General features: G+C 67.6%; 14 protein-coding genes. 10 read left to right on the top strand and 4 right to left on the bottom strand.

Translation table 11 applies throughout. The features are described 5' to 3' along the window. Positions 1–56: 56 nt before the first annotated feature. Positions 57–260 carry a DUF1289 domain-containing protein gene (locus VK92_RS03325; RefSeq protein WP_021159754.1) on the bottom strand — a complete coding sequence of 68 codons (204 nt, stop codon included), beginning with the start codon at positions 258–260 and terminating at the stop codon, positions 57–59. A 421-nt stretch (positions 261–681) separates the two neighbouring features. Between VK92_RS03325 and VK92_RS03320 the strand changes: the two genes are divergently transcribed. From VK92_RS03320 to VK92_RS03300, 5 genes are all read left to right on the top strand, one after another. Further along, positions 682–1776 (top strand): polyamine ABC transporter substrate-binding protein, encoded by a 1095-nt coding sequence (locus tag VK92_RS03320; RefSeq protein ID WP_027787297.1) that lies wholly within the window; start codon positions 682–684, stop codon positions 1774–1776. Between the two features lie 85 nt (positions 1777–1861). After that, on the top strand, positions 1862–3022 hold the full coding sequence (locus VK92_RS03315) for an ABC transporter ATP-binding protein (protein WP_048022911.1): 1161 nt from the start codon (positions 1862–1864) through the stop codon (positions 3020–3022). Continuing rightward, positions 3019–3945 (top strand): ABC transporter permease subunit, encoded by a 927-nt coding sequence (locus VK92_RS03310; protein WP_027787299.1) that lies wholly within the window; start codon positions 3019–3021, stop codon positions 3943–3945. Before VK92_RS03315 ends, VK92_RS03310 begins: the two co-directional genes overlap by 4 nt. After that, entirely contained in the window at positions 3942–4763 is an 822-nt protein-coding gene (locus tag VK92_RS03305) for an ABC transporter permease subunit (protein WP_027787300.1), read from the top strand. The genes VK92_RS03310 and VK92_RS03305 overlap by 4 nt, the downstream gene beginning before the upstream one ends. Before the next feature lie 19 nt (positions 4764–4782). After that, positions 4783–5262: a hypothetical protein gene (locus VK92_RS03300; RefSeq protein ID WP_131723290.1), complete on the top strand. Its 480-nt coding sequence runs from the start codon at positions 4783–4785 to the stop codon at positions 5260–5262. Between the two features lie 160 nt (positions 5263–5422). Here VK92_RS03300 and VK92_RS03295 read toward each other — a convergent pair whose 3' ends face one another. From VK92_RS03295 to VK92_RS03285, 3 genes are read right to left on the bottom strand one after another with little or no spacing between them, the layout of a single operon-like run. After that, positions 5423–6229, bottom strand: a complete 807-nt coding sequence (locus VK92_RS03295) for a sulfite exporter TauE/SafE family protein (RefSeq protein ID WP_048022811.1) — start codon at positions 6227–6229, stop codon at positions 5423–5425. Between the two features lie 18 nt (positions 6230–6247). Further along, positions 6248–7918 (bottom strand): bifunctional protein tyrosine phosphatase family protein/NAD(P)/FAD-dependent oxidoreductase, encoded by a 1671-nt coding sequence (locus VK92_RS03290; RefSeq protein ID WP_048022809.1) that lies wholly within the window; start codon positions 7916–7918, stop codon positions 6248–6250. A gap of 29 nt (positions 7919–7947) precedes the next feature. After that, positions 7948–8832 carry an MBL fold metallo-hydrolase gene (locus tag VK92_RS03285; RefSeq protein ID WP_048022808.1) on the bottom strand — a complete coding sequence of 295 codons (885 nt, stop codon included), beginning with the start codon at positions 8830–8832 and terminating at the stop codon, positions 7948–7950. 261 nt (positions 8833–9093) lie between these two features. Here VK92_RS03285 and VK92_RS03280 point away from each other — a divergent pair, with 261 nt between their 5' ends. The 5 genes from VK92_RS03280 (at position 9094) to VK92_RS03260 (ending at position 12734) form a co-directional block, all read left to right on the top strand. After that, the gene (locus VK92_RS03280; protein ID WP_048022807.1) at positions 9094–10491 is read left to right on the top strand and encodes a sigma-54 interaction domain-containing protein; all 1398 of its coding nucleotides are present in this window, start codon (positions 9094–9096) and stop codon (positions 10489–10491) included. A 72-nt stretch (positions 10492–10563) separates the two neighbouring features. Continuing rightward, positions 10564–11094 (top strand): M949_RS01915 family surface polysaccharide biosynthesis protein, encoded by a 531-nt coding sequence (locus VK92_RS03275; protein WP_048022806.1) that lies wholly within the window; start codon positions 10564–10566, stop codon positions 11092–11094. Between the two features lie 164 nt (positions 11095–11258). Next, entirely contained in the window at positions 11259–11819 is a 561-nt protein-coding gene (locus VK92_RS03270) for a DUF2975 domain-containing protein (RefSeq protein ID WP_048022805.1), read from the top strand. Between the two features lie 8 nt (positions 11820–11827). After that, positions 11828–12052 carry a helix-turn-helix domain-containing protein gene (locus VK92_RS03265; RefSeq protein WP_027787308.1) on the top strand — a complete coding sequence of 75 codons (225 nt, stop codon included), beginning with the start codon at positions 11828–11830 and terminating at the stop codon, positions 12050–12052. Then, entirely contained in the window at positions 12027–12734 is a 708-nt protein-coding gene (locus VK92_RS03260) for a hypothetical protein (RefSeq protein ID WP_048022804.1), read from the top strand. The genes VK92_RS03265 and VK92_RS03260 overlap by 26 nt, the downstream gene beginning before the upstream one ends. Positions 12735–12766: the final 32 nt, after the last annotated feature.

Here is a 12766-nt window from a genome sequence, read left to right as displayed (position 1 = left end):
AGAGTTGGGGTTGGCGGCATGGCGGTCTGCATGCCGCTTTTTTTTGCGCGGCGGATTTACAGCTTGTCGTACTGGAAGCGCATCGCGGTGCCTTCGCGCTGGATGCGCTCCCATACCGCGCGCTTTTCGTCGTCGCTCAGGAACACCCAGTTCGACACTTCGGCCGCCGTGCGGCCGCAGCCCTTGCAGACTTCGTCGAAGAGGGTCGAGCACACGCCGATGCAGGGGCTGTCGGGCAGGTCGTGGAGATTGGAGGCCATCGGAGGGGTTCACGCAGTTGAATCGTCAGCCGCCATTTTAATGCATCGCGGCCGGTCGGTCGGACGGGCGCGGCCGGCATACCGTACCGGTGCAGCGGCGTGACAGTATGGCCGGGTTCGGGCGCAGCCGCCGCACGGCTCGCGTCCGGCCGGCGAACGCGGTTTCGTCGCCGCCTGTCTTTCCCGGTGGACAGCCGCCGATTACCCGATAGAATTCCCCGGGAACGTCTCGCCGCACGGGCCGCCTGACCGGCCGGCAGCGGGATATCTGTTCCGTTTGCGCGACACCGGCATGATTTTTTTGTGACGGGGCGCGAATGATGGTAGTTTTCGGGGTTTTCGAGGGGCGGCGCGCCAGAATGCGCCGCCATGACGAGGCAGACGGCAGCCGGGCAACGTGTCCGGCCGGAGGGAGAACGGGATGAAAGCAAAGGTAGTGGGCCGGTTCGCAGCGCTCGCGCTGTGCGTGGGTGCATCGGCGGCAGCGGCGAAGGATACGCAGCTCAATGTCTATAACTGGTCGGACTACATTGCGAAGGACACGATCCCGAACTTCGAGAAGCAGACGGGCGTCAAGGTTCGCTACGACAACTACGACAGCGACGATACGCTGCAGGCGAAGCTGCTGACGGGCAGCTCGGGCTACGACATCGTCGTGCCGACCAGCAACTACGCCGGCAAGCAGATCGCCGCCGGCATCTTCGCGCCGCTCGACAAGTCGAAGCTGCCGAACCTCAAGTACCTCGATCCGCAGCTGATGGCGCTCGTCGCCGGCGCGGACCCGGGCAACAAGTTCTCGGTGCCCTGGGCGTACGGCACGACCGGTCTCGCGTACAACCTGACGAAGGCGCAGCAGGCGCTCGGCAAGGTGCCGCTCGACAACTGGGACATCCTGTTCAAGCCGGAAAACATCTCGAAGCTGAAGACCTGCGGCGTGTCGGTGCTCGACGCGCCCGACCAGATGTTCGCGGCGACGCTGCACTACATCGGCAAGGATCCGATGAGCACGAACCCGGCCGACTACAAGGCCGCGATGGAAGTGCTGAAGAAGATCCGCCCGTACATCACGCAATTCAACTCGTCGGGCTACATCAACGACCTGGTCGGCGGCGACATCTGCTTCGCGTTCGGCTGGTCGGGCGACGTCGTGATCGCGAAGCATCGCGCGATCGAGGCGAAGAAGTCGTACAAGGTCGAGTACTACATTCCGAAGGGCGGCGCGCCGGTGTGGTTCGACGTGATGGCGATCCCGAAGGACGCGAAGAACAAGGAAGCCGCGCTGGAGTGGATCAACTACATCGAGGATCCGAAGGTGCACGCGGCGATCACGAACGCAGTGTACTACCCGAGCGCCAACGCCGAGGCCCGCAAGTACGTGCGGCCCGACGTCGCGAACGACCCGGCCGTCTATCCGCCGGCCGACGTCGTGAAGACGCTGTTCCTGCTCAAGCCGCTGCCGCCTGAAATCCAGCGCCTGCAGACGCGTCTGTGGACCGAGCTGAAGTCGGGCCGCTGACGCGAGCCGGCGTTCCCAGCAGTCATGAAGCCCCTGGTGCCCCCGGGGGCTTTGTTCGTTCAACGCAGGAGAGATGCAGCACATCATGAATAGCCAGTCGGGTGCGCCGGTCGCGGGCGCACCGTCCTCCGTTTCCTCCTCCGGCGCCGATGCGCGCGCCGAGAACTTTGTCCAGATCGTCGACGTCGTCAAGAAATTCGGCGACACCGAAGCCGTGCGCAGCGTCAACCTGACCGTGCGCCAGGGCGAGCTGTTCGCGCTGCTCGGCAGCTCGGGCTGCGGCAAGTCGACGTTGCTGCGGATGCTCGCGGGCCTCGAGACGGTCACGTCGGGCAAGATCCTGATCGACGGCGAGGACCTCGCGCAGATGCCGCCGTACAAGCGGCCCGTGAACATGATGTTCCAGTCGTATGCGCTGTTCCCGCACATGTCGGTCGAGTCGAACGTCGCGTTCGGCCTCAAGCAGGAAGGCACGCCGAAGGCCGAACTGAAGGAGCGCGTGGCCGCGGCGCTCGAACTCGTGCAGATGAGCAAGTACGCGAAGCGCAAGCCGCACCAGCTGTCCGGCGGCCAGCAGCAGCGCGTCGCGCTCGCGCGCTCGCTGGTCAAGCGCCCGAAGCTGCTGCTGCTCGACGAGCCGATGTCCGCGCTCGACAAGCAGATCCGCCAGCGCACGCAGATCGAGCTCGTCAACATCCTGAACAAGGTCGGCGTCACCTGCATCATGGTCACGCACGACCAGGAAGAAGCGATGACGATGGCCAATCGACTCGCGGTGATGAGCGAAGGCCAGATCGTGCAGATCGGCTCGCCGAACGAAGTGTACGAATACCCGAACAGCCGCTTCTCGGCCGAGTTCATCGGCTCGACGAACCTGTTCGAAGGCGTGACCGTCGAGGACGAACCCGACCACGTGTACATCGAATCGCCGGAGCTGCCGAGCCGGTTGTACGTGAGCCACGGGATCTCGGGCCCGCTCGGGATGCCGGTCACGGTGTCGGTGCGCCCCGAGCGGATCGCGCTCACGCGCAAGCCGCCCGAAGGCGCGTTCAACTGGGCGCGCGGCCGGATCGGCAACGTCGCGTACATGGGCGGCTATTCGCTGTACCACGTGAAGCTCGACGGCGGCAAGACGGTGATCGCGAACGTGTCGAGCCTCGCGATTTCGGAGCTCGACACGCCGTCGCTCGGCGACGAGATCTACGTGCGCTGGAGCGCGACTGCCGGCGTGGTGCTGACGTCATGACCTCGTTCAAGTCCATGCTCTCGTGGCCGGTGCGGCGCTTCAACCTGACGGGCGCCACGGCGGTCGTGGCCGGCCCGTTCACGTGGCTCGTGCTGTTCTTCCTCGTGCCGTTCGTGCTGGTCGTCAAGATCAGTTTCGCGGAGCTGCAGCTCGGCATCCCGCCGTACACGGAGCTTGCGTCGTACGCCGACGGCGTCGTGCACGTCGCGCTGAACCTGTCGCACTACGCGTTCCTGTTCACGGACAGCCTGTATTTCGCGACCTACGTGAACTCGGTGTGGGTGGCCGCGATCACGACGCTGCTGTGCCTGCTGATCGGCTATCCGATGGCGTACTACATCGCGCGCTCGAACCCGGCGACCCGCAACCTGCTGATGATGGGCGTGATGCTGCCGTTCTGGACGTCGTTCCTGATCCGCGTGTACGCGTGGATCGGCATCCTGAAGAACAACGGGCTGCTGAACAACTTCCTGATGTGGATCGGCCTCACGCATACGCCGATCGAGCTGTATCGCACCAACTACGCGGTGTACATCGGGATGGTGTATTCGTACCTGCCGTTCCTCGTGATGCCGCTGTACGCGCACCTGGTGAAGATGGACCTGCGTCTGCTCGAGGCCGCATACGACCTCGGCGCGAAACCGTGGAAGGCGTTCGTGCAGATCACGCTGCCGCTGTCGAAGAACGGGATCATCGCGGGCTGCCTGCTCGTGTTCATCCCGGCGGTGGGCGAGTACGTGATTCCCGAGCTGCTCGGCGGCGCGAACACGCTGATGATCGGCCGCGTGATGTGGAACGAGTTCTTCAACAACGCAGACTGGCCGATGGCGTCGGCCGTGACCTGCGCGATGGTGCTGCTGCTGCTCGTGCCGATGGCGATGTTCCAGCACTTCCAGGCGAAGGAGCAGGGAGGCCGTCGATGAAGCCGAATCGTTACCTGCAGTTCGCGGCGCTGTTTGCCGGCTTCGCGTTCCTGTACATCCCGATCATCAGCCTGATCGTCTATTCGTTCAACGAGTCGAAGCTCGTCACCGTGTGGTCGGGGTTCTCGTTCCGCTGGTACTCGGCGCTCGTCGAGGACGACGAGCTGCTGACGGCCGCGTGGCTGTCGCTGAAGATCGGCGTGCTGACCGCGTTCGCGTCGGTGATCATCGGCACCTGGGCCGGTTTCGTGCTCGCGCGGATGGGGCGTTTTCGCGGTTTCGCGCTGTTCAGCGGGATGATCAACGCGCCGCTCGTGATTCCCGAGGTGATCCAGGGGATCTCGCTGCTGCTGCTGTTCATCGAACTGGCGAAGTGGATCGGCTGGCCGGCCGAGCGCGGCATCTTCACGATCTGGCTCGGCCACGTGATGCTGTGCATCTCGTATGTCGCGATCATCGTGCAGTCGCGCGTGCGCGAGCTGAACCCGTCGCTGGAAGAGGCCGCGCTCGATCTCGGCGCGACGCCGCTGAAGGTGTTCTTCACGATCACGCTGCCGCTGATCTCGCAGGCGCTGATCGCGGGCTGGCTGCTGTCGTTCACGCTGTCGATCGACGACCTCGTGCTGTCGGCGTTCCTGTCGGGCCCCGGCTCGACGACGCTGCCGCTCGTGGTGTTCTCGCGTGTGCGCCTTGGGCTGAACCCGGAGATGAACGCGCTCGCGACGCTGTTCATCGTCGCGGTGACGGCCGGCGTCGTGATCGCGAACTTCGTGATGCTGCGCCAGGAGCGCAAGCGGATGGCGGGGTTCGCGACCTGACGCCTGAATGGCGTCTGCCATGAACAACGCCCGGTGCCGAACGACGAGTCGGGCCGGGCGTTTTGTCTGGCGCGACGGGAGAAAGGAATTGAAGATTCCAGAATTGCTTGGTGCAAGCCTGACTGCCGCGATCGTGGCAGGCTTGTTGATCGGCATTGTGTCCGTCAAGGATTTCGGCGAAGTTTCGATCTTTTTTTCCGCTGTGGCTTTCACGGTTGCATTTCCCGTGGCAATGCTGCTTTCGTATCCGGTCTATCGGGCCAGCACGCTGCTTCCTCGGAGGGCGGTATTGCCGATGCTGGTCATCGTGGGCGGTGCGGCTGGATTGACCGTTCTTGCGGTTCTGACACAGGCAGCCTGGCCGGACATCGCAGGGAACGGAGAAATGGCCCTGCTGTATGCGGCAATCGGAATGATGTGTGCGGTTTCGGCGCTGGGGTATGTCGAGCGATCCGGGATTGCCGGCAGGCTGCGCAAATGGCTCGAAAGGCCGAATTGACGGCCATCCAGCATCTGCCTTGACGACGACGGCGCGTCGCGCCGTTGGCCGGTGGCGCCCGCGATAAAAAACGCCCGGTGCGGACGTCGAGTCGGCCGGGCGTTTTGTCTGGAGGCGCTGCGCGTCGAGCTGCGTCGAGTCGGCGCCGGTCGGTACGCGATTACGCGCCGAACGCCGCCTTCGCCAGCAGCCCCAGCGCGACGCACACGAGCACGGCCGCGAACCCGGCCTGCACGTGCCGCGCGGCGAGGTGGCGCGACGCGCCGCGACCGGCAGCCATGCCGAGCGCGGTCGCGACGGTGAACCACAGCGTCACGTCGAGCGGCGCGCGCGTGCCAGACACGAGCGTCGCGAGCACGCCGCCGGTGCCGACCAGCGCGATCACCATCAGCGACGTCGCGACCACCCCATGCATCGACACGTTCGTGAACTTGCGCAGCATCGGCACGATCACGAAGCCGCCGCCGACGCCGAGCAGCCCCGTCATCAGGCCCGTCATCGCGCCGGTCGACGCCAGCGCGATACCCACGGGCCAGGACCACATCAGCCGGCCCGTATCGGGATTCACGCGGCCGACGCACAGCGGCGACGCATCCGCATCGACCACCGCCTGCCGCAGCGCCTGCCGCAACAGGCGGCCGGCGACGATCAGCATCGTCAGTGCGAACAGCGCGAGCAGCAGGCGCTGCGGCAACACGTGCGCGAGCCGTACGCCGAGCGTGGTCAGCGGCACGCCGGCCACGGCCATCAGCAATGCCGCGCGATAGCGCACGAGCCCGCGGCGGAAGCCTTCGAGCGCGCCGAGCGCCGCGCTGCCGGCCACCGCGACGAGCGCGACGGGCGTGGCCTGCTGCATCGGCCAGCTCATGCCGACGACGAGCGCGGGCACCGCGAGGATGCCGCCGCCGGCGCCGGTCAGGCCGAGCACGGCGCCGACGAAACCGCCCAGTACGAGGGAAATCAGCATGACGTCATCGGGCTCCGGTCAACGCGCGATCGCGGGTTTCGCGAGCCATTCGCGGCCCTTGAGCATCGCCTTCCAGTAGAGCGGCGGCAGCACGCGTTCCTTGAGCAGCCACGCGAGCCGCGACGGGCGCTTGCCGTCGATCAGCCACGCGGGGAAGGTCGGCGCGACCTTGCCGCCGTACAGGAATTCGGCGAGCACGATCTTGCCGCGCTCGACGGTGAGCGGGCACGAGCCGTAGCCGTCGTATGCGGCGTCGCCGTGCGCGCGGCCGAGCGACACGAGCAGGTTGTGTGCGACGACGGGCGCCTGCTTGCGGGCGGCCGCGGCCGTTTTCGCATTGGTCGTGTTGGTGGCGTCGCCGAGCGCATAGATGTCCGGGTACTGCCGATGGCGCAATGTCGCCGGATCGACGTCGATCCAGCCGGCCGCATCGGCGAGCGGGCTCGACCGCACGAAATCGGGCGCCTTCTGCGGCGGCACGACGTGGATCATGTCGAACGAGCGCACCACGGTTTCCTTGCCGCCGTCGGGCAGCGCGCGCGCGAACGTCGCCTGGCGTGCCGGGCCGTCGATCGAGACGAGGTTGTGGCCGAACGACAACGCGATGTCGTAGCTTTTCACGTACTCCATCAGCGCGGGTACGTAGTCGGCGACGCCGAACAGTGCGCCGCCCGCATTCAGGAACTCGACGTTCGCGGCCTCGAGGCGGCCCGCGCGCCGCCAGTGGTCGCACGACAGGTACATCGCTTTCTGCGGTGCGCCTGCGCACTTGATCGGCATCGGCGGCTGCGTGAAGAGTGCGTTGCCGCCGCGGAACGCGCGCACGAGTTCCCACGTGTACGGCGCCAGGTCGTAACGGTAGTTGGACGTGACGCCGTTGCGGCCGAGCGTATCGGCGAGGCCTTCGATCGCGTGCCAGTCGAGCTTGAGCCCCGGGCACACGACGAGCTTGCGATAGCCGATGCGGCGGCAGCCGTCGAGCACGACCGCGTGCGCGTCGGGCTCGAAGCCCGCAACGGCGGCCTGGATCCGGTGCACGCCGCGCGGCAGCACGTCGGTGATCCGGCGTGCGGTGGTCTCGGGCCGGAACACGCCCGCGCCGACCATCGTCCAGCCCGGCTGGTAGTAGTGGACGTCGGCCGGATCGATCACCGCGATGTCGAGCGACGCGTCGCGCGCGAGCAGGCTCGACGCGACTGCGATGCCGGCCGCGCCTGCGCCGACGATCACGATGTCGTGCCGCGCGTCGACGGCCGGTGCCGCCTGCTTGCCGCCTTGCACGACACGCGACGCGAGCGCGTGCAGGTCGTAGCCGGCCGCGGCGGCCGTCGCGACGATGTCGTTCAGCGGGCGCAGGCCGGCTTGCGACAACGCCCACAGCGTGGCCGAACGCATGCCGCTGCGGCAGTACGCGAGCACCGGGCCGTCGAGCGACGCGACGAGTGCGCCGAATTGCGCGGCCTGGTCGTCGGTCACCTTGCCCGTATCGACCGGCAGGTAAAGCACGTCGATGCCGAGCGGCGCGGCGGCCGCGCGGATTTCGGTGACGGTCGGCTGGTCGGCGCCTTCGCCGTCGGGGCGGTTGCAGACGATCGCGCGGATGCCGGCCGCGTGAAGCGCGGGCAGGTCGGCCGCCGCGATCTGCGGCGAGACCGACAGCGCGTCGGTCAGCTTGCGGATGGAGGTCATGTCGGGGGTCTCGGTTGGGGCGCCGGCGCTCAGATCGCGTCGAGCGGGATCTTCAGGTAGCGCACGCCGTTGTCTTCGGGCTCGGGCAGGTGGCCGGCGCGCATGTTGACCTGCACGGACGGCAGCATCAGCACCGGCATGGCGAGCGTGGCGTCGCGCGTGGTGCGCATCGCGACGAAATCGTCCTCGGTCACGCCGTCCTTCACGTGCACGTTCGCGCGGCGCTGCTCGGCCACGGTCGTCACGAACTGCACGTCGCGGCCGCCCGGCTGGTAGTCGTGGCACAGGTACAGGCGCGTGTCGGGCGGCAGCGCGAGCACGCGCGCGATCGAGCGGTACAGCGTGCGCGCGTCGCCGCCCGGGAAGTCGCAGCGGGCCGTGCCGTAGTCGGGCATGAACAGCGTGTCGCCGACGAATGCCGCGCGCTGCGTCGCGTCGTCGACGCAGTAGGTCATGCACGCGGGCGTGTGGCCCGGCGTATGCAGCGCGCGGATCGTCAGCGTGCCGAGCGCGAGCGTGTCGCCGTCGTCGAGCAGCCGGTCGAACTGGCGGCCATCGTGCGCGAAGCCGGGGCCCGCGTTGAACAGCGTGCCGAACACGTGCTGCACGCGGCGCACGTGCGAACCGATCGCGATCCGGCCGCCGACGTGTTTCTTCAGGTACGGCGCGGCCGACAGGTGGTCGGCGTGCACGTGGGTTTCCAGCAGCCAGTGCACGTCCGCGCCGAGTTCGGCGACGCGGGCGATCAGCCGGTCGGCGCTGGTGGTGCGCGTGCGGCCGGATGTCGGGTCGTAGTCGAGCACGCTGTCGATCAGCGCGCATGCGCGGCTCGCGGTATCGAGCACGAGATAGCTGACGGTGTGGGTCGCCGGGTCGAAAAAGCCTTCGACCGACAGTGTGGTGGCATCGCTCACGGGGTGTCCTCGATCGGGTTCTGCATCTGCAATCGCGATCTGTAACTCAAGAAGCGTGCCAGCCTGCATCGCGGCACCGGCCGATCTGCCAGGGATTTGATTCGACTCGGGTTTTCGGCGCAGGCGCGGTGAAGCACGGGCGTCGCCGGCATACGGTTGCCGCTGCGGACTGCCACTTCTGGCAGTGTCGTGGCAGAATTGGCAGTCCGCCTGGCAGTACGCCCGCCCGTTCGTCAGGCATCTCCTTCACCGAGCATCCGCATGAATCCGCACGACACCATCCCGATCGTCCCCGCGCCGCGCCCCGACGTCATGCCCGACGTGCGCGCGCTCGTCGCGTATCTCGAGCAGGATCCGCAGCCGATGATCGTCGTCGATCCCGATTACCGCATCCTCGCGGCGAACGATGCGTACCGGCGCCAGTTCGGCGTCGCGGGCGTCGAGCACGTGGGCCGGCACTGCTTCCAGGTGTCGCATCACTACGACGTGCCGTGCGACCAGGCCGGCGAGCATTGCCCGATGAAGCAGGCGCTCGAGTCGCGCGGGCTGAACCGCGTGCTGCACATCCATCACACGCCGCGCGGCCCCGAGCACGTCGACGTCGAATTGCGGCCGATCTTCGATGCGCACGGCAACGTGATCGCGTACGTCGAGCGGCTGACCACGGTGCGCAGCGCATCCGCGCAGCCGAGTGCGGAAGGGCTCGTCGGCGGCGCCGACGCGTTCAATGCGGCGCTCGGCGCACTGCAGCGCGTCGCGCCGTCGATGCTGCCGGTGCTGCTGCTCGGCGAATCGGGCACCGGCAAGGAACTGTTCGCCCGTGCGCTGCACGAAGCGAGCGATCGTGCGATGGGGCCGTTCGTCGTCGTCGATTGCTCGGGGATCGCCGAGACGCTGTTCGAGAGCGAACTGTTCGGTTACGAGAAGGGCGCGTTCACGGGCGCGAACCAGCGCAAGCCGGGCCTCGTCGAGACCGCGCAGGGCGGCACGCTGTTTCTCGACGAGATCGGCGACGTCCCGCTGCCGATGCAGGTGAAGCTGCTGCGCCTGATCGAGTCGGGCACGTTCCGCCGCGTCGGCGGCGTCGAGGCGCTGCGCGCCGATTTCCGGCTCGTCGCGGCGACGCACAAGCCGCTGCGCGAGATGATCGACGACGGCCGGTTCCGGCAGGATCTCTACTACCGGATCAACGCGTTTCCGATTCCGCTGCCGGCGTTGCGCGAGCGGCGCGGAGACGTCGCGCTACTGGCCGAATCGATCCTGCGGCGAATCGCGAACGCGCGCGCCGGCGCGGGCGAGGCGGGCGCCCGGCCGTTCGCGGCCCGGCCGTTCGTCCTGACCGAACGCGCGCGTGCGTGTCTCGATGCCTACGCGTGGCCGGGCAATATCCGCGAGCTGCGCAACGTGCTCGAACGCGCATGCCTGTTCGCGGACGACGGGACGATCCGGGTCGAACACCTGCCGGCCGAACTGGTCGCCGCATCGGCGGCGCCGCAGGATCGCGCGTCCGATGCGCGCGGCGTGTCGGACGCGGAGCTCGTGCGCATCGCGCGCACGTTCGACGGCACACGCAAGGCGCTCGCCGAGCAGGTCGGGATGAGCGAGCGGACGTTGTACCGGCGGATGAAGGCGCTCGGGCTCGGGGCGCGCGAGCGCTGAACGGGCAGGCGGCTGGCAGAGGCACGCGGCTGTGTCGATAATGGCGCGTTCGATCCCGCTTCCACCTCGCCGATGAAGAGACACTTCCTTTCGCCTAGCCTGTTTCTGGCCGCCACTGCGCTGTGCAACCTGGCGCAGGCCGCCACCGAATACACATGGACCGATGCGGCCGGCGCACATGCGGTGACGCTCGCACGCACCGCGTCCGGCGACGACCTCGAGCTCAAGGTCGCCGCGACGCTCGACGGCCGGCCCGACTGGACCGTGCGCGACTACGTGAAGGCATGCCCGGTCGACGTGATTCTCGACGTCGTGCCCGCGTCGATCGAGATGCGCGACCTGCTCGGCAACGGCCGCAAGCAGTTTCTGTTCGCGTACAGGATCGGCTGCCGCGGCGACGTCAGCGCCGACCAGGTCAAGTACTTCCTGATCGACCAGGGCACGAAGTACGTGCTGCGCGGCGAGGAAACCGTCACGGTCAACGGCAAGTTCATGGACGGCGGCGCGGCGCCCGTGCCGAATGCGGACCTGAAAGCCCGACCCGCGTTTCTGCGCTACATGACGAAGCGCTGGCACGCGATCAGCGTGCACGACTACCGATAGGCGCGCGCCCGGCGCTCGTGACGGCGCGTGCGACTCACGCCTGTCGGGGGTGAGTCGAACCTGTCGAACAATAAGAAATCATGGTGCAACGGCAATAAATTATCGTTTTACGATAATTTTAGACGTACAATCGACGCTCGTTCATTCGTCGTCGAGGACACGTCATGCATTCCGATCGCATCGCCCGTATCAGCCAGCAGATGGCCACCGTCACGCTGTGGTTCATCGTCGGCATGCTGGTGCTCAACGCCGCGTGCTGGGCGTTCCCGTCGCTGAACGCGGCGTCGGGGCCCGGCCTCGTATTCGGCCTCACCGATTCGGTGATCTCGAACCTGCACGTCGATGTCGCCGCGTTCCCGTGGTGGCAGAAGGCGGTCGGCATCCTGCTGTCGAGCGTGCCGCTGATCGCGCTCGCGAACGGCCTGCGTCATCTGCGTGCGCTGTTCCGCACCTACGCGCGCCGCGACTATTTCTCCGCGCAAGCGGCCGGCCATCTCGGCAAGACGGGCCGTGCGATCGGGATGTGGGTGTTGCTGAGCCTGCTGTGCGAACCGCTCCTGAGCGTGTGGGCGACGCTGCGCGAACCGGTCGGCCATCGCGTGGTCAGCATCGGTTTCAGCCTGCCGTACGTGGTCGCGCTGTTCACCGCGGCCTGCATCGCGGTCATCGCGCATATCCTCCGGCAGGCGAGCGAACTCGATGCCGAACATCGGCAGTTCGTCTGAGGCGCGCCATGTCGATCGTGGTCAAGCTCGATGTGATGCTCGCGACGCGCAAGGTCCGCTCGAAGGATCTCGCGGCGGCGGTCGGCATCACCGAACAGAATCTGTCGCTGCTCAAGCAAGGGAAGGTCAAGGGCATCCGTTTCGCGACGCTCGAGGCGATCTGCCGTTATCTCGACTGCCAGCCCGGCGACCTGCTCGCGTTCAGCGATGACGGTGTCGGCGAGCCGGACTGACGCATCGCCCTCGCGGCTTGCCGGCGTGGCGGGGCGGCGCCGGCCGCGCATCGTCGCGCTGGCTGTCGTCGCGTCCGTATCGATTCACCTGCTCGGATGGTTCCTGCTGCAGCGGGCGTCGACGTTGGCCGGCCCGAACGCCGGGGCGCGGCCCCGGCTCGCGCTGCGCGTCGAGCTGATTCCCGCGCGGCCGGTGCCCGTGGCGGGCGTGCCTGACGCGGGGCGAACCGGGCCCGCCGCGAGCGGGCGCGGTGCCGAGGGCGCCGTGTCATCGACGAAACGATCCGCCGCGGTTGTGGTGTCGCGCATGACGACGCGGCCGTCTTCGAATACGGAGGGCGTTTCGCATCGGCAAGGTGAAACGCCTGCCGGTGCAATCGCGACCCGACGTGAACCCCTTCCCGAGCCCGCACCAGGCCCCGATCTCGACTGGCGCCGCGATCTGGACGCGATCGGCTCGCGGCATGCGGCGGCGCGCAGTCCGGCGCAGGCGGCGGTCGGGGCATTGGGCGCGTCGTCCGGCGGCGTGGTCGCGCGCCGTGACAGCGTCGACGCGAGGCTGGCCGACGGCGTGTCGAATGCCCGTCGCACCGACTGCCGTCACGCGTATTCACACGCGGGCCTGCTGGCATTGCCGATGCTCGCGCTGGATGCGGTGCGCGACACGGGCTGCAAATGGTGAAACGGGCGGCACGCGGGAAACCCGCGTGCCGC

Source organism: Burkholderia sp. LK4 (assembly GCF_001043615.1).
GTDB lineage: Bacteria > Pseudomonadota > Gammaproteobacteria > Burkholderiales > Burkholderiaceae > Burkholderia > Burkholderia cepacia.
The sequence above is the reverse complement of the archived record's forward strand: the minus strand, read 5'-3'. Positions and strand labels throughout refer to the sequence as shown.

Excerpts from the sequence above, each read along its gene's own strand:
- VK92_RS03325 (WP_021159754.1), bottom strand. The coding sequence starts at position 260 with ATGGCCTCCAATCTCCACGACCTGCCCGACAGCCCCTGCATCGGCGTG.
- VK92_RS03320 (WP_027787297.1), top strand. The coding sequence starts at position 682 with ATGAAAGCAAAGGTAGTGGGCCGGTTCGCAGCGCTCGCGCTGTGCGTG.
- VK92_RS03315 (WP_048022911.1), top strand. The coding sequence starts at position 1,862 with ATGAATAGCCAGTCGGGTGCGCCGGTCGCGGGCGCACCGTCCTCCGTT.
- VK92_RS03310 (WP_027787299.1), top strand. The coding sequence starts at position 3,019 with ATGACCTCGTTCAAGTCCATGCTCTCGTGGCCGGTGCGGCGCTTCAAC.
- VK92_RS03305 (WP_027787300.1), top strand. The coding sequence starts at position 3,942 with ATGAAGCCGAATCGTTACCTGCAGTTCGCGGCGCTGTTTGCCGGCTTC.
- VK92_RS03300 (WP_131723290.1), top strand. The coding sequence starts at position 4,783 with ATGAACAACGCCCGGTGCCGAACGACGAGTCGGGCCGGGCGTTTTGTC.
- VK92_RS03295 (WP_048022811.1), bottom strand. The coding sequence starts at position 6,229 with ATGCTGATTTCCCTCGTACTGGGCGGTTTCGTCGGCGCCGTGCTCGGC.
- VK92_RS03290 (WP_048022809.1), bottom strand. The coding sequence starts at position 7,918 with ATGACCTCCATCCGCAAGCTGACCGACGCGCTGTCGGTCTCGCCGCAG.
- VK92_RS03280 (WP_048022807.1), top strand. The coding sequence starts at position 9,094 with ATGAATCCGCACGACACCATCCCGATCGTCCCCGCGCCGCGCCCCGAC.
- VK92_RS03275 (WP_048022806.1), top strand. The coding sequence starts at position 10,564 with ATGAAGAGACACTTCCTTTCGCCTAGCCTGTTTCTGGCCGCCACTGCG.
- VK92_RS03270 (WP_048022805.1), top strand. The coding sequence starts at position 11,259 with ATGCATTCCGATCGCATCGCCCGTATCAGCCAGCAGATGGCCACCGTC.
- VK92_RS03265 (WP_027787308.1), top strand. The coding sequence starts at position 11,828 with ATGTCGATCGTGGTCAAGCTCGATGTGATGCTCGCGACGCGCAAGGTC.
- VK92_RS03260 (WP_048022804.1), top strand. The coding sequence starts at position 12,027 with ATGACGGTGTCGGCGAGCCGGACTGACGCATCGCCCTCGCGGCTTGCC.